Below are 21,544 nucleotides of genomic sequence, written 5' to 3' on the forward strand. Positions count from 1 at the left end.
CATTTTTAGGCATGAAATGTCGGTAATTATTATCTATTTTGTTTTAAAGTAAATATTGAAAGGGAGTAAACTTATGGATTGGCTAGAAAGAATGAACAATGCGTTAAACTACATTGAAAATAGCCTGGATGAAGAAATAGACTACAAAGAGATTGCAAAAGCAGCTAACTGTTCTGAGTTTCATTTTTCAAGAATGTTCTCTTCAATCTCAGGTGTATCGCTATCAGAATATATTAGACGAAGACGGTTAACACTTGCAGCATTTGAAATTCAAAAAAGTGATATTCGGATCATCGATGTGGCAATTAAATATGGTTATATTTCTTCTGATACTTTCTCACGTGCTTTTCAAAAAATGCATGGGGTAACCCCTTCCAATGCTCGTAATAGAGGGGTACAGTTAAAAGCCTTTCCCAAAATTTCCTTTCAAATTTCTATTAAAGGAGATACCGAGATGGACTACAGAATTGAAAACCTTGATTTTGAATTAAGAATTGTCGGAAAAAGCAAGCCAGTAAAAACAAGCAGAGCATTTAAAACAATCCCTACGCTTTGGAACACTGCGAAAAAAGATGGATTTATGCAAGAACTAGTAGATATGTCATGGGAAAACCCAAAATGCACGCTTGAAAGCCTTCTGGGGGTTTGCGGAAAAGAAGCAGCCATCACAGATGAAAAGTTTTCCTATTTCATGGGCGTAAGATACGATGGTGACCCCCCCTCAAATATGGAGACGCTTATTCTTCCCGCAAGTACATGGGCAGTTTTTCCGAACATAGTAGATGCATGGAAACGATTATATTCCGAGTGGGTCCCTACCTCTGAGTACGAACTTGCAAATTTACCATGTATAGAATGTTATTACGGGCCGAATCATAAACCAAGACATGAACTCTGGGTTCCTGTCATCCCTAAGTAATTTACATATTCAATAATAGAACTCTGTTTATAGTGAACAAAAAAGCCTTATTTCTCGATTAAGTTGGCGAGAAATAAGGCTTTTTATATTGAAATTTCCTTATTGTTGTAATCACCATTTACCTGAAGCGCTTCCTTTAGGAGATTATCGCAAAAATATTCCAAACCGTGTGGGGATGGTTTGATGCTAATGAGTATAATATGAGGTGTTTTATGGATAATTAATTAATAAATGGAAAGAATACCTTTGAGTAACCTAGAAATAAATTTTATTTTATTTGCTCATTAATTATTAAATCCTAATCAGATAGTAGGTTTAACAATGCAATCACATAAAGCAAATTTTTCACAAGTATTTGTTTTGTTTATGATGAGTATTGGCTTAATGAATCACGTAATGGTAATTCCTATGTTATTAGCGATCTCAAAGAGGGATTCGTGGATTTCTGTCCTCTTATCTGGAGGATTCATTCTCGGTTGGTTACTTTTTATTCAATTTATTATGAAAAAATTAGACCATACACATCTGTATTCATGGTTAAATAACCATTTTGGCAAAATTATTGCACGGGGATTATGTTTTTTAATATATATATTTATCCTCTTATTTATTGGAGTTACCTTAAAGGATATGATTGTATGGACCGTTACATCCTATTTCCCACAAAGTCCTGCGCCTATATTAGCAATGCTATTTTTAGTTATCTGCTTTTTTGCTGCAACTTCTACCTTTACAACCTTATCTATTCTCTCAGGTTTTTTATTAGTATTTGTTGTTGCATTAGGCTTTTTCGTTATGAGTCTTAATTTTCCTCATAAGGATTATTCTCAATTATTCCCTATCCTTGAGAATGGATTGACACCCGTTATCAAAGGAACCGTCTATAGTTTAGGTTCTCTGCTAGAAGTGACTTTAATATTTTTTATTCAACATAAATTAAAAATGAATATCAAGTCACGGAGTTTTATTATGCTCGGCTTAGTATTGATAGGCTTAACGCTTGGACCTTTATTGGGTTCTATTGCTATTTTTGGACCTGAAGAGGCTTCTAATCAGAGGTATCCTGCTTACGAAGAATGGAGATTATTGAAGATAGGAAAGTATATCGAACATGTAGATTTCTTTTCAATTTACCAATGGTTATCAGGTGGATTTATTAGGATTAGTTTTGGTTTATATATTATTGGACAATTATTTTCATTTAAAAACGAGAAAAAAAGGAATGTATTAATAGGAATCAGTTCACTAATTACATTTGTGGCTGTTCTTCTTCCTATAAGTGATATCGAATTTGTTCGTTTTTTACAAAATGTTTATTTTCATTTAACTTTTTTATTTTTACTTTCCTTTTCAATAGTATTAGGACTTTTAGTTTTTCTAAAAAGAGGAAAGGAGAGATAATCCTTGCGAAGATGGAATCAGAATACAAAAAAAGAGGGTAATGGAAAATTTTCTATCTATAAACCAAATCCAATATTAAATGAGGAAAAAATACGTTCAACATATCAAAATAGTGAGGATGTCAAAGTTGTTCTCCATAAAATTGGGAGTGAAGAAAAAGCTGTTGAGACCTTTTTCATTTATTGCGAAAGTTTAGTGGACAAAAAACAAATAAATCAGATTGTTATTCCTCAATTAGAAAAAATAGCTCAAAAACATCAATATCTTTTCTTAAAGGAAGAAATCCATAAGTATCAACAAGAGCTAGAGTGGACACCTTTAAAAGTGGGAGAAGGGTTAGAGTCTATCTCTTTGGAAATATTTAACGGAAATTTAGTTCTGTATTTTCCTAAGTCGCTTACCTTTTTTTCTGTCAATGCTTCAAATAAACCAAACCGTTCTACTGAACAGTCTAATTACGAAATATCCGTACGTGGGCCAAGAGACAATTTTATTGAAGATATTTCAACAAACGTGGCACTTATTCGTAAAAGATTAAGACATCCCACCTTGTCTTATCAAACGTTGACGTTAGGTAAACGGACCCAAACTCAAATAGGGATATTATATTTAAAAGATGTAGTTAATTTAGAGATTTTAGATAACATTCGAGAATGTCTAACTTTAATTGATATCGATGGCGTAATTAGTTCAACTCAAATTCAAGAGATGGTATCGAAACAATCTTTATCTATTTTTCCTCTTTGTGGTGATACAGCTAGACCAGATTTTGCAGTGGAATGCTTATTGCAAGGTAGAGTAGTGATTATAATTGATGGCTCCCCAATTGTTATTATCGCTCCTGTTACTATAACTTTTTTAATAAAAGCTGCAGAAGATTCCCACTTTAATTTTCTAACTGTATCATTTGCACGCTTTTATCGGTGGATAGGATTTCTTTTAGCTGTCTTCCTACCCGGATTTTGGATGGCATTACTTGCTTATCACCAAGATCAAATTCCTTTCCCTCTTCTTGCGACTGTGACTGTTGCAAGATCAGGTCTACCATTTCCAGCACCACTTGAGCTTATAATTGTTTTGTTCCTTTTTGAGATGTTCCGTGAAGCCGGTCAAAGATTACCCTCCCCCCTTGGTCAAACCCTTTCAGTGGTAGGCGGACTAATCATTGGGGATGCTGCAATCCGTTCGGGTTTTATCTCCCCTTCTGTCATTGTTATTACTGCTTTATCTGCTATTGCGGGATATACCTTAGTAAACCAAATATTAGCAGGAGCAGTATCCATACTCAGAGGGTTTGTACTATTATGTTCAATTTTGATGGGGTTATATGGATTTATGCTTGCCGGATTCGTAATCGTTCTTTATATCTCAAGATTACGTTCCTTTGGAATCCCTTACTTAGCTTTAGTTTTCCCAAAATCTAGTTCAGATTTTTTCAAGGGATTGTTTCGTTTACCGTGGAGAAGTTATAGACATAGAGTTGATTATCTCCGAACCAATGATAGTTCTAAAACGGACGAAGGAGAAGGAAAACAGTGAAGCTGCACAAAATAAAACTAATAATTATGATGCTTATCACTAGTGCAATGTTATCTGGATGTTGGAATATTAAAGAAGTTCAAGATATTTATTATGTTGCAGCTCTTGGTATAGATTTTAAAGAAGGAAAATATATAGCTTATGCTCAGTTACTTGACTTTTCTAACGTTGCTAAGTTAGAGGGGGCTAGACCTGATAAACAACCACCAGTGTGGATAGGAAGAGGTGAAGGTTTTACCATTACGGAAGCATTAAATCAATTATATAAGGATGCTCAACAAAGCCTTTTTTGGGGACATGTATCTACAATAATATTAAGCGAAAGACTGCTCAGACAAGATATTAAAGACTCTATTGATTTTATTAATCGGTACCGAGAAATACGCTATAATATTCTCTTATACGCTACAAAGGAACCCATTGATGATATACTTAAAACAAAAGCCTTTTTTACATTATCGGGGTTGTCTACCATTCTCCATGAACCAAAGGAAAGGTATAAACAACGGTCTTACATACAACCTAAACAATTTTATCAATTTATTAGAGATAGTGATCCGATGGGGCAAACTGCTTATATCCCATCACTTAAAATTTCAACAGAAAATTGGAAAGAAGAATCCAAAAAAGCACCATTATTAAGAAATGATGGAGCGTTCTTTGTAAGGAATAATCGCTTAGAAGGATGGCTTTCTGAGACTGATTTAAACGGTCTAAGATGGATGGATGAAAAAAACGTTCGATCTCCTGTGTGGATTATTGAGAATGATAGCGCTGTTGTTTCCGTAGTGATAGAGAAACCTAAGATTACAATTTCCCCTATTATGAGTAGTAAGCCCATACTTTTTAATATTCGAGTTGAAGTTCAAGCTGGAATAAATGAGAAGATCAAGGAAATTAGTGATAACGAGTTGATTACAAAAACTGAAGATATTATCAAATTAGAAATTCTAAAATCCTTTGAAAAAGGAATAGAAATAAATGCAGATATCTACAAATTAGGTGAATCATTATACCGTCAGAATCCAAGAAAATGGAAAGAAGAAGTAAAAACAGACTCGTTTTACTTAAATGAACACAGTATAAAGAATTTAAAAGTTAAAGTTAATTTAGTTAACTCCGGAAAGTTGAAGTACCAAGATGGATCCTAATATTAATTCAAACGGTATTTATAGTTTTTTAAAAAGGCCTAAGCTCTTGCAACACCGAGAAATTAGGCTTTTTTATATTGAATTCCTTAACGTTGTAAATCCGCATTTTCCTGACGCTACCCCAGTTAGAAGTAACTATATAAGAAGCGTATTACCTGAAAATATTGAATATGAATTTCCGTTGCATAAATTAGAGCACAAAGGGTTTAATGATTTGAGTTTGGAGGCATTAGAGCCATTTTTCAACTTCTATAAAATAAATCCGGTCATATTTCCTTCCTTAGAAAATGAATGTTATAATCCATTATTTTTACAAATTTATTGTGAAGTTTTTCAGGATAGTTATAAAGGCTTTAGGGGTTGGAGTATAGTCGAGGTATTAGAAAAGTATATCGAAAAGATTAATACTAAACTGTCACTTGATGAAAGGTTTCAATACTCAAGTTCATTAAATTTAGTGGATAAAATTTTGAAAGAAATTGCTGTGAAATTCATTGAAAATGAAAAACGGGATATTACTTCAAATGAACTGTATGAAGTAGTAGAAAACGTGGCTAGTAAATATATAGCTAACTATCGATTGTTAATATTTGGTTTAGAAGAAGAAAATATTTTAACAATCAACACAGGGAATAATGAAGGGTTAGTCTACTTTACTTATGAAAGATTTGCAGATATATATATGTCTATAATTTTATTAGAAAGGTATCAGCAAGATGAAAATTTATTTAAGAATATATTGTTAAGTGATTCCGAGTTTTATTATGGAATTTATGAAAGTCTATCCATTGTTATCCCGGAAAAACAAGAGGTAGAATGGCTAGATTTAATTGAAAACAAGTTTATAACATTTGACATAGCAGAGGAGTTTGTACGAGGAATTTCTTGGAGAAATGTTCAGAATCTAAATAAAAGAACTTTTTATTGGATCAATAAATGTTTAAGCCAAAACAATATACATTTACAAAATTTAGTATACGAAAGATTGCTAAAACAGTCATATGTTATAGAATCTCAACTAAATGCAGATTTCTTACACGATAACCTTAACAATATGTCTATGTCCATAAGAGATGGAAGTTGGACAATATCTATAAATAATAACCCTGAAGTACCTATGCGACTTGCAGAAATCATACTTAAACAAAATTTAAGTTTTGAACATTTTAATCATCAAAATTTTGAATTGCTGTCAACGACTTATATTTGGTTACTTACGAGCTCAAATATAAAGTTACGGGATACTGCTACCACTGCTCTAGTGAAACTATATATGAATAAACCTTCAATTATTATAAAGGATATGAAACGATTCATTAATGTAAATGATCCATATGTTCTTGAAAGACTATTTGCAAGTGCATATGGTGCAATTTTAAGAGCAAATGATTTGTCTCAATTAAATGAAATAGTTAATTTTATCTACACCAATATATTTGAAAGCGATGAGGTGTATCCTAATATTTTAATTAGAGATTATGCCAGAAGTATTGTTTTATTTGCTGTTAACAAAGAAATTATTAGTTTAAAAGGATATGAAAAAATTAATCCTCCTTATTCAAGTTTATGGTATGAAAAAATATATTCATTACAAGAGATAGATAATAAAGTTAAAGAAATAGAACAAAAATCAGAAGAAGTGTATGGTGGCTTTCGTTCAATAGTCAGATCTATGACTACTGAATATGGTAGAGGGACTGGAGCTTATGGAGACTTTGGAAGATATGTTTTCGGGAGCGCGGTGTCTGATTGGAGAAATCAATTTGAGGATCAAGATCTGAGTAATATTGCTACGATGAGAATTGTTGAGTACGGATATGATGAAAAAGTACATGGTTATTATGATAGAAACTTAAATCATCATAGTAGACATCAAAATTCAGTGGAAAGAATCGGAAAAAAACTTCAATGGATTGCATTGTATGAGTTACTCGCGAAATTGACAGATAATTACCCTGTATATAAAGAAGTAAAGAGGTATACACCTGAATATGAACAATACAAAAAGTTAGAAAATAAAAAAATGCATAGATATATGAGAACCCTTTTTGATTTTGAGCCAGAAGAAGACGTACTGGTCATAGAACAAGAATTGGAGATACCTCTAAAGGAAGAAGAACATATTGTTCAAATCGAAAAAGAATATTATAAGAAATACGATGGACCATGGGATCCTTTTGTAAGAAATATTGATCCTAGTTTATTAAATTATCCGCCAGAAAAATCTATGCATAATTTGATTAAATCTTATTTACCCCATAGACCAAGTAAATATTGGTCTCAAAGTAAAAAGGAGTTTGAAAATCTCGAAGACTTTATATTTATTGAGTATGAAGGAGAGAAATATATTTCTTTAGCGCAATTACTTATTCAAAAAAGAGATAATGGTAAGAGTTATGTAGATGTAGATGAATTTTGCGTAAAAACAAGAGCAGTATTTTTGCCGCTTAAGGATAAAGAAAACTATATTGGCTTAAAGTCTGTAAAGAAGGGCGATTTAAGTGTTTCTTGGACAAACCTATATACTGTATTTGCATTTGAATATTGTTGGCATCCAGCTTTTTTAGAAAATTGCTATGAACAAGAATTCGAGAATATAAAGTATGAAGAATCAGTATTAGAATATTTATGGGAAACAAATATAGATACTATTTCAGGAGAATTAAATTCATGTAGTTATCTTTTACCAAGTGCCAATTTAGTGAAGTTTTTTGAGTTAAATCAAACTTCTGAGGGTGTTTGGAAAGATGAACATAATAATTTGGTTGCTTTTGATACGCAGTATCTTGGATATGAAAGGAACTTGTTATTTAGGGCTGATTATTTAGAAGAATATTTAGAAAGCAATCATCTAACAATTGTATGGGATTTTTATATGGAAAAAAAATCTGAACGGAGTCGAAAAGAAGAATGGTTCATCTGTTGGATTAATAATAATAAAAATATAGAACATCAAATTTTAGAAGAGCATCTGGAGACAGATAGGAAAGAATTATTTTAATAAAACTAACTAAATTGTATAGAAAAAACAGAAAAGCCATTTCTTTTATAAAGTGCCCGCGATTGTTAGGATTTGTCTAACAATCGCGGGCACTGCTCTTTAAGGTTTTGATATTTTATATATATCTATATAATAAAATATAAGGGATAACAGGAGCGTTTTTAGACAGTGATTTTTGTCGAGCAAAGCTGATTATAGAGTTTGTATATTGGAAATTCCTTATACCTTTCTTGGGTACCCATTTCCAATTGTTCGAAAAATAATTTGGCTTCTTGTGAACTTTCTAATAATACACTTGTACAAAATTGCATTTCAAGGTTATCTCTATTTTTCACTTTAATAGTGAAAAGTTCCTGAATATCAGATTGCGATAAGGACTCTTTCCTTCGTTTTTTGATTTGAAACTGATTGATAGTAATAATATCAGCAGTAAAATTCTCGCCTGCATACATGTTATAAATATGGTCTGCTAAATCTAGTAATTCTGTATTGGGTACAAGGTCAAATGCGTTCATACACATTAAGCAAAATTCATTTGTAAAGTTTGCTATACCTGAGCTAACGTAAGGTTCAATTCGATTAAATGAGTTTTTTATCACTTCTATATTTACATTAGAGGCATATGCTAATCCTGAAGCATTTAGTAAGGCATAGGGCGTATATAGTGATATGACATCATTAATACTAACGCGTGTTTCACCTGTTAATACATCATTTGAAAAAGCGCTTGTTAATTTAGGTTTTAATTGTGGATTGTAAAATAGCAATAATTTCATTGTACCTAAATTAAACAGCAAAAATTTTGTTTCCTCTGGAGAAGCAAATTTATGATTGCTAAAATCATCTTCTAGCATCATTCTATTAAAAGAATTAATTTGATGAATAAATTTATTAATATCATGTTCTTGATCTCCAAAGATAATAGATTCATCAATTTCTAATTGCGTAAATACATTCTGTAATTTCAAAAATGTAGCGTGTAATTCGATAAAATTTTTATGGATTTTCTCTAGTTTTTTCTTATTTCCAATTTCGAAAGTCAACTTCATCTCTTGAAAGGTTATAGAATTTCCTGATAGCATATTTAAAATCATCGGTAAAACTTTGAGCTGAGTAGATAGCGAATATAGCTTAATCATTTTGAAATTAAAGTTTTTAGCACCTTTTTCATACGTGAGTTCAAAAGAATTCTCAATTAAAAGTTTTACTTTATTTTGTTCTTCAGTTACTTTCATGTTAAAATTATAAGAATTTTCATCTATAATCACTGTTTCTTGTTGCTCAAAAGTAACAGAATATACTCGCCCCTGTTCCAATGGAACGGATAGCTCCCCTTTTACACCATATATAGTAAAATCATGTTCAAATATATTCCCTGTCGGGGCTTTAGTAGGGTTGTATGTTAAACTTGTTAATTCAAATTTATGATAATCTTCACGATTAAAGGGGTTATGTTCAATGAGAATAGTTGCTTGTTTCTTTGATTCAGTTAAGAATTTGGTACATATACTTGTTAAATTGGTTTCACTAAGTGGTCTCAATTCTATCTTTCTTTGTTTTTGCCCTTTTTCTTCTCCGTATTTCTTGATAACTTGATGGATTTCAGTTGGAAGTAGTTGTTTGTAGAAAATCACTGATTCTCCATTTCTTTTTATTTCAACAACAAATAACACTACGCCTTGACTACTATAGTAATTTTTAAAATGATCCAACCCCATAGGAAACGTTCGAATACCACTCGTAAACTCTTGTACTTCCGTACCTTTTACCTGTACTGGAACTTTCCCAATTAAAGAACTTACTGATTCTGAATCATCTTTAAAAACTTCAATATCACCGTCAAATGAAATCCCTTTATCTCCTACAGGAATATTAGCTCTAAGAAGGGCATCTGGCTTATTCGCATGTGATATTACAGCATCAACAGCAATTCTTTCTAATTTCGCTTTAGACAACTTTGCCATTAGTACACCTCTATCTTTGTTTGTTAGCACAATTATATCAAGGGGATTCTTAATAATCTATTGATGTATGTATTAAAGTAAGGTTTGACGCTAAGGTAGACGTGATTTACTCTTATAGAGATATGGGTGTAGGAAATCATATTTTTTGTTTTGTATAAAACATCTTAAATTAATATTTATTTCATAATAAATTAGTCAAATTAAAGATATATGTAAATAAAAAAGAATGGTGCATTCTTACAGAAAAATATATTTACATTCAACATTAATTAACTATAACTTTATAAACAATTTGATAATTTGCTAGCGATGCATGGTAAAGTACCTTATTTAAGCAAGTTAATACTTAAAACAAAACACCCTAACTTAAATTGAAGTGAACCCTGAAAACGGGACACCAATCAAAACACCTAAACCACTTGTTCCCTAAATTCTTTAGGGGATAGGTGGTTTAATTTTTCTTGAATTCGCACACAATTGTAGTAATGAATGTATTCTAGCACAATCTTTCGCACAGTTGTGTTGGATACTTTTGTTATCTTTTGTGAATAGAAAGCTTCACTTTTCAAATGACCAAAGAAGCTTTCCATGACGGCATTATCATGGCAATTTCCTTTCCGGGACATGCTGGTGATAATGCCGTTTTCTTTGGCGTACGCTTGAAATTCTTTTGCTGTATAAATACTTCCTTGATCCGAGTGAAGAAGGACACCTTTTACTTTTCGCCCTCTCATTGCTTGTTTTAATGTCTTCATCGCCAATGTCAGTGTTTGCGACTCGCTGATGACACAACTAATAATTTCACGATTAAAGGCATCCATAATCGTTGATAAATACAAGGTACGCTCTCCAAATAATAAATAAGTTACATCCGTAAACCACTTTTCATTTGGTCTGGATGCATCGAATTGGCACTCCAATCGATGAGGGGCTACCATTGGTTCCGCACCATTGATATATTTCTTTTTCTTTCGACGTACTTTTGAAAGAATATGATTTTGTCTCATGATTCGTAATACTTTTTTATGATTGACACACAGTCCCATTTTTCGAAGAGTAGCGGTCACTCTTCGATATCCATACCGGAATCTATGCCTAAGACAAATATCCTTTACTTTCTCTTCTATATCCTCTTTTAGATCTTCCGTTCGTTGTAACCAACGATAAAATGTGGACCGGGGTAATTCTAATACGTTACACAATTCTTTTACCGTTAGCTTTGTTTTTAAATCGTTCCATAAAGTAACTACAGTTTCTGGTTTCAGCCCCTTTCGATTTCTAGATACTTTCCCCATACAAGTAATTTTGTTTTTAGATGTTTATTTTCTAAGCGTAACTGTTCCAATTCATTTAACTCTTTTGGCCCTTTTCCATAAGAATATTGTTTTCCTACAGGTTGTTGAAAACGGTACGTTTGACCGGTACGATACCATTTCATCCATGTCTTAATTTGAGAAACATTTTTAATTCCAAGCTTCTCCATAATTGTCTGATTGGAATATCCATCCTTTTTCATTTCAATCACTTTCCACTTTATTTCTTCTGGGTAATGAACTCTTGTTTTCAAACCAAAAACACCTCCATTGAATTTGCATACTTAGTATGCGAATTCAGGAGGTGTTTTTTTCATGTGCCACTATTCGGGTTCACTTCAAAATTAAAGTCAAGGTGTTTTGTTTTACCTATTTTGTTAGTACTACATGTGAATAGCTAATACTCACTGCTTAGCAACATTCTACACAACAAGGTTTTAATTGTTGGCTATTTCTTCGTCTCTCAAATAGATTAATAACCTTATTTTTATTAGAACTAGTTGAACTAAACTCCAAAGTTTTTGACTGAGTTCTTTCTTTTTCTTGCTTCTGTTTAGTGAACATTAAAAACTCATATTCATTGATCAATTTGATCCCATCCCTTCGTATGAAGATTTAGCTGATTTAGGGTAATAATAGCTATTATGAATTTTTATCTTCTTTTTCAGTATTCTTAGAGCAGCAACTTTCTTTTTCACTTTGCTCATCTTTTATTTCAATAATTTCAATGTTACAGCAATCCTTTTCTTTTTTGTCCCTTTTAAAAATTGATAGTAAACCCATAGTTATCATCCTCCATTATAAATTTAGTATTAAGAATAAATAGCCAGAGAAAGTGGCCATTGTAAACACAGAAACAATAAATGCACCAAGTAATTTCTTGTGGAAAATACTCTTTAACATAATAATTTCTGGAAGACTTGCCCCAGCTCCTCCAATTAATAAAGCCATAGTTGGTGCAATCGGAAATCCTTTAATAAGTAATGCTTGTGCGATAGGTAGCATAGTTGATAGACGAATGTATAATGGAACCCCAACGATAGCTGCGACAGGAACAACCCACCATTGATTTTGATCTGAAATGAACATTAGGAAATTCATTGGGACAGCTTCTTTAATAATTGCTCCAATTAATGCTCCGATTAGAACATAAAGGATTACAGAACGCATTAATTCAACTGTTTCTCTAACAGATTCTTTTATGTTTAAGACTAAACTCTTTCTTCTTGCTAAATCCTGTTCAGCGATATTTCCTTTAACCATAACTTTTTTTACATATTGCTTATAATCACGTTTATCTAAGATCCAACCAATAATCATTGAGAAGAAGAAGGTAGCCACGGTGTAGATTACTGTGATTTTCACTCCATATATGTAAGCCATCAATGCTAAAATCCAAGGATCAAGTAATGGAGAAGTAAATAAGAATGTCATTACTGTTTGAAACGGAATGTTTCGATTTATCATTGTGACAAGTAATGGGACTGTAGAGCAAGAGCAAAAAGGGGTAACAAAGCCAAGGATGGCTCCGGATAGATTCCCGATAAATGGATTTTTGCTGCCCATTAATTTTTCAAGTTTGTCAAAAGGTACATAAGCTTGAATGAAGTTAATAAAAAGTGTAATACCGATAAATAAAACTAATAAGTTCTTACTTAATGATAAAAATTCAAAAAATATTCTTGTCAATGTTTCTGACATATAAATCCCTCCTTAATATATAATTGTTATTTTCAATAGTTGTATTTTGCAACTATAGATTTTAGAAGAAGGAGGCTTTAGCAGCAACTACTTCTTTGCATAGCCTCCAATATTAAATCAATACTTTCTAATACCTGCATACGTTTTTCTTTTGGAACATTTGATAGTATTTCTTCGATATATGTGTTCATTTGCTTTCCAATTTCATTTTCGTATTTCTCACCTTCAGGGGTTAAGGTAATAGATAAATATCGTCGATCTGTAGGAGATTGTGTTCTTTCTACAAGATTCTTATTTACAAGACCCTGAATGTGACGACTTAATGTACTATTATCTAATCCTAATGAAGAAGCTAATTCATTTAAAGAAGGATTTTTCTGACGTTGTACCTCAAATAAGATATGACTTTGTATAAGGGAAACACCACAACATTGTGCGCCTTCTTTTTCTAATAAACCAAACCTTCTAATTAAAATTTGAAGCATTTGACGAAGTTGATAAGCCTCTTTTTTATAACCTAAGATATCAGTCATATTCCCACCACTTTTCTAAAGTTATTATTAGTTGTATTCTGCAACTGTTTCTAAATTGATTGTAAAATACAACTAATTACATTGTCAATACGTATTTACTTTTTTATCATTTTTATTTTTCTGAATTTTTGTTGACTGATGTTAATAATATAGGTATTATTTAGTTAACAAAATAATACATTTTTAAAAAAGTTAAAAATGTTAATAAAGGGGAGAAATATAATGTTAGCATTAAACGAAAATTTAAATGAGAAATTTGAAGGTTTTTTCAATGAGGTTATTGAGGGGGGAGTTCTAACTGATAAAGAAAAAGTTGTAGCTATTCTTACAGCAGCTACTGTAACAGGTAATGAAAAGTTACTGAAAAGTGCTGTGTTACAAGCGAGACAAATTGGATTTACAAAAGAAGAACTTGGTCATGTAAATGCGATTGCTATTGCAGTAAGTGCAGAAAAAACAAGAAGCCTACTTGATATCAAAGTAGAAACAAAAACAACATCGACTTGCTGTGAATAAGGAGGAGCAATATGAATAACCAGTATGTGCTTGTTATTAGTCCTCGAGATAATGAAGTTGATTTAGTAAAAGAATTAGGTTATGGCGTTATTTTGATAAGAAAGAATATTTCCTTTGATGAAATGTTCAGTGTTGAAGTACCAGTAGAAATTGATCTAAATGATGAAGAAACTGTTGTTGGAAAATGTAAGGAGTTAAGTGAGAAATATAATATAGTAGGCGTTTACACATTAAACGAATATCGTATTCCACTTGCCGCAAAAGTTGGTGAAATTTTAGAGATTAATTCATTCTTATCCTATGAAACGGCCATTATTTGTCGGAATAAGAAATTAGCTCGTAAAAAGTTAAATGATTCAAATGTAAGTTCTGTGAAATTTGTTCTTATTAGGGAACTTGATAACTTGAATGAGAAATTAGAAGACTTTTCTTTCCCGGTAATTGTCAAACCTTCTAATGATTCGGGAAGTAAGAACGTATATCTTTGTAAAGATTACAATGAAGTCAAACAAGCTGTAGATGTAATTAGTCACTCAAAATTAAATCTAGTGGGACAAACCCTAGATCCTGAAGCAATTGTAGAAGAATATTTAGATGGACCAGAATATAGCATTGAATCTTATACTATAGATGGTAAAACTACTATAGTAGGTGTTACTGAAAAGGTAGTAACTCCTTTTCCTCTGTCTGTGGAGGTGGGACATAACTTCCCAGCAGTTCTTGAGGAAGATATAGAAACATCTATTCACGAGACTGTAATAAATGCTTTAGATGTTATAGGTGTTGACTTTGGGGTAACTCATACTGAAGTTAAAGTGACAAGTGACGGACCTAAGGTTATTGAGGTTAACGCTAGACCTGGAGGAGATAGAATAACTGATCTTGTAGAGTATGTGACAGGAATAGATTTACGTAGAATAGCATTAAGAATTAACCTAGGTTTGCCTATTAAAAATAGTTGTTGCAACAAAGAATTAGTTTCTTCTTCTTCAATTCGCTTTTTAATTGCTGATAAAGAAGGTTACATATCTTTCAATGAAAACTTTAGAGCAGAATCTATTAAAGAAATACACTGGTATGTAAATAAAGGGGAAAGAGTAAATAAAACAACTAGTAACTTTGATCGTATTGGCTATTATATTGTTGATGGTAATACAAAAGAAAGTTCAAAAAAGATAGCTGATTCGTTGAATGGTTGCTTTGAATTGGCTATTAGTGAATTAGTGGAGATGTAGTTTAGGATGCTTAATGACAATGTAATAAAATTCAAGGCACTGGCGGATGAAACAAGACTCAAGATTCTTTATGAAATTTCACAAAATAATCGATTGTGTGTTTCCGATTTACAAGAAATTTTTAAGATGCCTCAATCTAAGATGTCTTATCATTTAAAGCTGTTGTTGAGTAGCAAAATCATAATAAAACATAATCAAGCGCAATGGTCTTTTTATGAAGTAAATCATGAAGAAATCAAGAAGATAGTTTCTCCAGCGGTTTATGAAATGTTAATTAAAAGAGCAGTGGAATCAAAATGAATTTCATTGTTCTTTTTCTCCAATATGTTGATCAAGAGAAAGTTTTATGTTTGTAAGGGGAGACAACATGAAAATATATAGCATATTGGAACTTGGGTGATGGATAAAAGGGATATTTAAACTAAATATATATTAAGGATGATGGGGTTTATGAAAGAAAGTGTGTATCAACAACCTATTGAAGTTAGTTCTGGACAGGAAACAGTAATAAATAAGAAGTTTAATTTTACATCCAATCCCTTGACAGGATTGGTACTGGCGTGTGTAATTACAATGACATTTTATGCTTTGGGTATTTTTCCAAGTTATTCATTTATGACTTTTATTGGTTTAAGTATTGTAGCGTGGTTAGCCGTAGAGAACGGTGGTAATGATGTTTCGAAAGGCGTTGCACCTCTTGTGGCTGCTGAAATTGCTACGGAAAAGACAGCACTATTATATGGTTCTATAATGACTGCAATAGGAGGAGGGCTTTCGGTTTTCTTCGCTTCAAAAATATTAAAGCTATTTACAGAGGGATTAATGAACTCTTCTTATCAACTTTCAGCTACTATGGCATTGGCTATGGCAATTGGGGCAACTTTATGGGTGGCACTAGCTACTAAATTTTCATTACCAGTATCAACAACCCACGCAATTATAGGAGCAGTAATTTTGGTAGCTTGTATATCTCATGGTGTATCCAGTGTTTTATGGGGAAATTTAGTGAGCAAGATTGTATTGCCTTTACTTTTGAGTCCTGTATTAGGTCTTGGAGTAGCCTGGATTCTTAATCTATTTGTTAATAAAATTCATATTAATCCTCAAGCAGGAAAGGGGATTGCTTGGTTATCTAGTGGACTTATTTGTTTTGTACGATCTGTTAATGATACTCCTAAAATAGTAGCAATCGCGTTACTCGTAGCAACATTAAATGGATTTGAAAATGGTGGGGATGAATCACACTTATCCTTATTCCTTCTGGTTACTGTTGCAATGAGTATTGGTAGTCGGGGTAGTACCAGCGAAGCTGTCACTACCCGCAATAAGGAATAAAGTTAAATATGCAAAGTGTTTTCTATTTCTGATTGCCTTTCTTCGATTGGAATTCTCTCCATCATATCCAATTTAAAGATACCATAAGGATTTACATGGCTATATATAAGTGGACTTAACGCTCTCAAGTCTTCAGGTGTCATCATATCCTGCCACTGCTTTTCTGATAATACAGATTGAATCATGAGTGTATTAATATACACGAGACAATTTTGTAATAAATGCAGAGAAAGAACAGCAACCTCTTGGTCTTCCAATCTATTTGTAGAAATTTCTCCACCTTTTCCGTAAAAAATAAAGCCATTTGCGGAATTCCAATTCTCTACAACATTAAGACCTTCATTAATTTCTCTCCGAATATCTTCAGAATCCAAATAATCACACAAGAAAATGGTTTTAATAACTTTTCCCAACTCCGACAGGGCTTGATAAGTCGGGTGTTTTAAGTTGCTTCTTGTAAATCGTTTTAAGATAGCCTCTGTTTCGGCTGTTCCAAGACGCAGGGCTGTAGCATATTTAATCATCTGATCATATTGCTGACGAATCAATTCCCAGTTGATAGGTCTTGTAAGAATCGGTTGTAAATTAGGGAAAGCATCACTCATGCCACTATCTGGCCTATAAAGTTTTTGTGAATTGATAGCTTTTAATCTTGGCATAAGCTGAAAACCCAAGAGATGGCAAAAGGCAAAAGCTACTTCGCTTTGACCGTGACTGTCTACATAATTTTTTTCAACCTCCATGCTTGTACAATGCTTTAAAACTCCCTCAATCATAGACGCTACCTCAGAAGAAGAGCATGATTTTAATTGAGAATAGATACAGGTTGAATGTTTAGCCACATGCCAGTAAATCATTACACCTCTGCCCCTATACCGAATATGCCATTCAGTCATTAGATTTTGGTCCCACGCACCAAATTTCTTGGAATCGGAAGCACAGGAAGTTGTTCCTTCTCCCCATATATCGGTCATTTTATTTCGCAAAATGGCATTAACAATCTCAGCAATAGCGATACGTAGATTGTCTTTATCAATGTATTTTCGCCGTATATATAATAAATCTTTATACTTTTCGCCATGTTCCCCATTTGAAACTCGCTTTAGCCCTGCATTTGTCCCCAAACCGTATAAACATAAGATAAGCCTCTTCTGTAGCAAATCTTTACTAATGACCTCTCTTGATGCAGATGTTTTAAAAAGGTCCGTAAAGTTTACACGCAAATCAGCTTCCTTGAGGATATCTAGTAAACTCGTCATTGGCCATCGTTTCATAATTTCAGCTTTTAGGCGTGATAGGTTAACTGGCTCCGGCACCGGATCAAAAGGAGAAATAGATATTCGGCCATTTCCCTTTCCTTTTGCTAAAATGCGAACCTTATTATTTTTAGGGATTCCTTGATCTAATTTATTTAACGCCTTTGTCATTTCTTCCTTTAAATTTGTGATAAAATCATCGGGATTAATAGGTTTTTTCAATGCTTTATAGTTCTCTTCACGGTGCAGTTCAAAGTCCTGTGGCAGATCTTCATCTGGATTACGATATCGTTCCGAACCAGGTACCCATATTTCTTTGCATCGCAGCTTATCACGTAAGACTTGCAAGGTGCTAATCTCATAATTAATACGATTGATTCTCTCTTCGCCTGAAGTCTCCTGTTCCACGACTAGGTATCTCCAGCTGGGACGGATCACACCATCTAATGGAACCTGGTCAGACTCTGGGAAAAAGTGAGCATTTGAATTTATATATTTTTTTATAAGTTCTAACGCTTCGATTACTGGATGATGAGCCTCATTATTTGAACAAAACTCTAACATATCCAAAATACGGGGAACCATCCTGCGGTAATGGGAACTGTACGATGAACGAATAATCGTATATACCTTCTGTTTGTAGGCAGGCCCTGTATGTTTAAATTCCTTTACTAAATCTTTAAGTGTTTCCTCGCTGATAACAGGATAAAGGACATCCCGAATAATTCCATCTGGATTATCTAACGCTTGTTCAGCCATTTGGAACAATAGATTGTTTTTCCCATTTACCTTCCTTAAATTATGTATTAATTCTTTATCCACTTTACGTTCGGCCCTAACATTAATACGATGAATAATTTGTATAAGCAGTTCAATCAGACCGTCTGTAATTTCTGCTCTTCGAAGCCAAAAGAAGGAAGATAAAAGTGTGTAGCGAATCTGGGGTGGATGCCGGCGCAATTCACGGATATCCTCTGTTGCTGTACGCTTTCTGTATTTCTTTAAAATTTTTGGTGAAATATCGTTAAACAAATCATAGGGTAATTGCAGCTCTTTTATGGTTTGAAGTTTCTGAAGTTCTTTGAAGATTGTTTCTAATCCAATGCGTCCAGGATCGGACTTTAATTCATGAAATGTTAATAATTCTTTTGCTTCTGAGGCGTCTTCAAATTTTTCTAAAAGATTAATTAATTTATCCAACCCTTCACATGTCTGGCTAGAAAGTCTTTGATAAATAGAGGCGAAAAATTGATCTTCATAGGAGTAGGTAGCAGAGCGAATAAGACGCTCTACACGATCTGGGGTGGGAGGCACAATTTTTAATTCTCTGTATTGTTGGTATAACTTATCCTCAACATAGTTAAATTCATGGCTATGAAATAACACGTGCTTACATAACCAGTCTGTCAATAAGTCTACATCCTGCAGAGTAGTTTCGCGAAATCCAAAATAGGTACGGATTTCCGAACGATGATAAGTAATGGTACGTCCGGTCCAATCATATTCAGAAAAAACATCGGGATTCATCTCTAGCTGCTTAGCGATGTACTCTATAACTGTCTTTGGTATCTCACTCTTGGTATGAGGGAACCTAGCTTCGTATTGAAAAAACTTAAACATGACAGCAAACCCAAGTTTCGTATTTCCCCTTTTTAGTTGAATCTGCTCTTGTTCATCAGGCATAAGGATAAAGTGATCAATTAGCTCATCTAATTCCCAATTCCTTTTCAATGTTTTTCACCCCTTTGTAGCTTACGATATAGGGTCATACGGGAAATACCGGCCTTTTCGGCAGCATCTGTCCGGCTCATCCCTTGGTCTATAAGATATAGGGCATAGTTGATCTTTTCTTCATCAGCTTTTGGTCTTCCAGGATATTTTCCCCGTTTTTTTGCAGCTAAAATGCCTTCCTTTGTCCGTTCAGAAGTGAGATCTCGCTCAAATTGGGCAATGCCTGCAAAAATAGTAAACAACATTTTCCCATGTGCCGTTGTTGTATCCAGCCAAGACTCCTTTAAACTTTTTAAATGCGCTCCTTTTTGGGCGATGAGTTCCGTAATCTCAATCAGATCTTTCGTGGAACGGGATAAGCGAGTTAAATCCGATACAACAACGGTGTCTTCTGGACGAAGAAACTCCAGCATACGGTTTAGTTCCGGACGTTCCCGTTTCGTTCCCGTTACTTTCTCAAAAAAGATGCGTTCACATCCAAATTTTTCAAGCTGTCTTTTTTGACGATCCAAATTTTGATCAATAGTCGAAACACGCATGTAACCAAATTTCATTCATATCCTCACCTTTCAGCATAATTGTACCAAAACTATGAAATAATTAATATTGTTACAAATTATTTTGTTACATATTTTTGTTACGTTGTTTATGCTAGATTGGCAGACAAAATATATTTTTCACACCATGTAACAGAAATGGTCGTTTTTGTTACAGTAATTGCATAGCAAATACTACTTTATAAAAAAGTAGTAAAAGCTCCATTTACTCTATTCCGCAAACGGGCCAGTTAATTGAATAAGACTTCCAAACAAAACTGGATATTTATGTTGATGTTGGTGTGAGATTGTGAAGAAATGTACTTAAAGGGGAGTTCAATAAGAAAACTTTTAATTTTTTGTAAAGGTTTAAAACGGAAAGTGCCTGAACCTTTAAGTATTGATTATACAATACTTGGGCAGGCACCCGAATCAATAAACATAGATATATATTAACAGCCAAAAGGGAATCTATTGCTTTTCTTCATTTACGACTAATTGGAACACATCTTTTCGATCGTAATGTCCAACTACATCAAAATCAAAATGACCACGTGTGATGTCGTCTAAATTCAGAGTAGCATATAGTATTTCTTCTTTTCCAAATACCGGCTCTACTAAAAATTCTCCAAGTGGATTTACGATGCAACTGCCACCACGAGTAATTTCATAAGGCATATTTTGCATTTCCTCCGTTGCTATTAAATCTTCTTCATACATATCCTTTGTACTATATTGATTGCAAGATAAAACAAAGCAACGTCCCTCAATCGCAATATGCCGCATGGAAGCAAACCAAGTATCACGTGAATCAGCAGTTGGTGCAATATAAATCTGAATACCTTTTTCATACATAGCGGCACGCGCTAGAGGCATATAGTTTTCCCAACAAATAAGGGAACCAATTTTGCCATATGGTGTATCAAATACAGGGAGCGTACTGCCATCCCCTTCACCCCAAATAAGACGTTCACTGCCCGTTGGTTTTAGTTTTCGATGTTTTCCCAGCAATCTTCCGTCTGGACCAAAGAAAATCGCTGTGCAATAGAGTGTGCCACCACTTGTTTGTTGGTCACGTTCAATGATGCCAATAACAGTATAAGCACCTGCTTTTTTCACCGCAGCACCTAATTGATTTGTTTCGGGACCAGGTACTGTTATGGCATTTTTTGCATAACGTAAAAAGTCATTGCGTCCACTCTCCGAACGACTTCCAACCACTGCCCCAAAGCTCATCCCACGTGGATACGCTGGAATATATGCTTCTGGAAAAACAATAATATTGGCTCCCTGTTCCCCAGCCTCTTTGATTAATTTTATTGCCTTGTTGATACATTTCTCTTTATTCATTACGATTGAACCTGCTTGAACGACAGCAACTTTACATGTTGACATCTGAATCCCTCCTGTTTC

16 protein-coding genes and 1 pseudogene are annotated in these 21,544 nt (G+C 33.5%); 9 read left to right on the forward strand and 8 right to left on the reverse strand.

Annotated features, from left to right (window positions below):
- Positions 1-73 precede the first annotated feature (73 nt).
- From ACTFR9_RS03415 to ACTFR9_RS03435, 5 genes and pseudogenes are all read left to right on the forward strand, one after another.
- On the forward strand, positions 74-919 hold the full coding sequence (locus tag ACTFR9_RS03415) for an AraC family transcriptional regulator (protein WP_000383879.1): 846 nt from the start codon (positions 74-76) through the stop codon (positions 917-919).
- Positions 920-1,240: 321 nt separating this feature from the next.
- Positions 1,241-2,320 (forward strand): GerAB/ArcD/ProY family transporter, encoded by a 1,080-nt coding sequence (locus ACTFR9_RS03420; protein ID WP_001190587.1) that lies wholly within the window; start codon positions 1,241-1,243, stop codon positions 2,318-2,320.
- Between the two features lie 3 nt (positions 2,321-2,323).
- Positions 2,324-3,859, forward strand: a complete 1,536-nt coding sequence (locus ACTFR9_RS03425) for a spore germination protein (protein ID WP_001255449.1) — start codon at positions 2,324-2,326, stop codon at positions 3,857-3,859.
- The gene (locus ACTFR9_RS03430; RefSeq protein WP_000766213.1) at positions 3,856-5,010 is read left to right on the forward strand and encodes a Ger(x)C family spore germination protein; all 1,155 of its coding nucleotides are present in this window, start codon (positions 3,856-3,858) and stop codon (positions 5,008-5,010) included. The genes ACTFR9_RS03425 and ACTFR9_RS03430 overlap by 4 nt, the downstream gene beginning before the upstream one ends.
- Positions 5,011-5,080: 70 nt before the next feature.
- Positions 5,081-8,011, forward strand: a pseudogene (locus ACTFR9_RS03435) (ATP-binding protein); the annotation flags it as partial.
- 161 nt (positions 8,012-8,172) lie between these two features.
- Here the strand turns inward: ACTFR9_RS03435 and ACTFR9_RS03440 are convergent.
- From ACTFR9_RS03440 to ACTFR9_RS03460, 5 genes are all read right to left on the reverse strand, one after another.
- Positions 8,173-9,975 carry a DUF4365 domain-containing protein gene (locus ACTFR9_RS03440; protein WP_001096606.1) on the reverse strand — a complete coding sequence of 601 codons (1,803 nt, stop codon included), beginning with the start codon at positions 9,973-9,975 and terminating at the stop codon, positions 8,173-8,175.
- Between the two features lie 410 nt (positions 9,976-10,385).
- Positions 10,386-11,542, reverse strand: a protein-coding gene (locus ACTFR9_RS03445) for an IS3 family transposase (protein WP_440048944.1) whose coding sequence is annotated in 2 segments (ribosomal slippage) — positions 10,386-11,290 and positions 11,290-11,542 — 1,158 coding nt in all. Because the reading frame shifts where the segments join, the coding sequence is not laid out codon by codon here.
- A 388-nt stretch (positions 11,543-11,930) separates the two neighbouring features.
- The gene (locus ACTFR9_RS03450; protein WP_000523765.1) at positions 11,931-12,071 is read right to left on the reverse strand and encodes a hypothetical protein; all 141 of its coding nucleotides are present in this window, start codon (positions 12,069-12,071) and stop codon (positions 11,931-11,933) included.
- 15 nt (positions 12,072-12,086) lie between these two features.
- Positions 12,087-12,989 (reverse strand): permease, encoded by a 903-nt coding sequence (locus tag ACTFR9_RS03455; protein ID WP_000005251.1) that lies wholly within the window; start codon positions 12,987-12,989, stop codon positions 12,087-12,089.
- Positions 12,990-13,066: 77 nt separating this feature from the next.
- On the reverse strand, positions 13,067-13,522 hold the full coding sequence (locus tag ACTFR9_RS03460; RefSeq protein WP_001992779.1) for a MarR family winged helix-turn-helix transcriptional regulator: 456 nt from the start codon (positions 13,520-13,522) through the stop codon (positions 13,067-13,069).
- Between the two features lie 222 nt (positions 13,523-13,744).
- Here ACTFR9_RS03460 and ACTFR9_RS03465 point away from each other — a divergent pair, with 222 nt between their 5' ends.
- From ACTFR9_RS03465 to ACTFR9_RS03480, 4 genes are all read left to right on the forward strand, one after another.
- Positions 13,745-14,038, forward strand: coding sequence for a carboxymuconolactone decarboxylase family protein (locus ACTFR9_RS03465; RefSeq protein WP_000880521.1), 294 nt, complete (start codon positions 13,745-13,747; stop codon positions 14,036-14,038).
- Positions 14,039-14,049: 11 nt separating this feature from the next.
- Positions 14,050-15,273, forward strand: a complete 1,224-nt coding sequence (locus ACTFR9_RS03470) for an ATP-grasp domain-containing protein (RefSeq protein ID WP_001064923.1) — start codon at positions 14,050-14,052, stop codon at positions 15,271-15,273.
- A gap of 6 nt (positions 15,274-15,279) precedes the next feature.
- A complete protein-coding gene (locus tag ACTFR9_RS03475) occupies positions 15,280-15,573 on the forward strand; it encodes an ArsR/SmtB family transcription factor (RefSeq protein WP_000930884.1) in 294 nt (97 codons plus the stop codon).
- A gap of 150 nt (positions 15,574-15,723) precedes the next feature.
- Positions 15,724-16,608 (forward strand): inorganic phosphate transporter, encoded by an 885-nt coding sequence (locus tag ACTFR9_RS03480; RefSeq protein ID WP_440048945.1) that lies wholly within the window; start codon positions 15,724-15,726, stop codon positions 16,606-16,608.
- Between the two features lie 2 nt (positions 16,609-16,610).
- On the opposite strand, the gene ACTFR9_RS03485 is transcribed toward ACTFR9_RS03480, so the two are convergent.
- The 3 genes from ACTFR9_RS03485 to ACTFR9_RS03495 form a co-directional block, all read right to left on the reverse strand.
- Positions 16,611-19,595: a Tn3 family transposase gene (locus ACTFR9_RS03485; protein ID WP_440048946.1), complete on the reverse strand. Its 2,985-nt coding sequence runs from the start codon at positions 19,593-19,595 to the stop codon at positions 16,611-16,613.
- Positions 19,592-20,149: a recombinase family protein gene (locus tag ACTFR9_RS03490; RefSeq protein WP_061793457.1), complete on the reverse strand. Its 558-nt coding sequence runs from the start codon at positions 20,147-20,149 to the stop codon at positions 19,592-19,594. Before ACTFR9_RS03490 ends, ACTFR9_RS03485 begins: the two co-directional genes overlap by 4 nt.
- Before the next feature lie 453 nt (positions 20,150-20,602).
- Positions 20,603-21,526 carry a carbon-nitrogen hydrolase family protein gene (locus tag ACTFR9_RS03495; protein ID WP_440048947.1) on the reverse strand — a complete coding sequence of 308 codons (924 nt, stop codon included), beginning with the start codon at positions 21,524-21,526 and terminating at the stop codon, positions 20,603-20,605.
- Positions 21,527-21,544: the final 18 nt, after the last annotated feature.

The sequence above is a fragment of the Bacillus cereus group sp. MYBK222-1 genome (assembly GCF_051916425.1).
Lineage (GTDB): Bacteria > Bacillota > Bacilli > Bacillales > Bacillaceae_G > Bacillus_A > Bacillus_A paranthracis.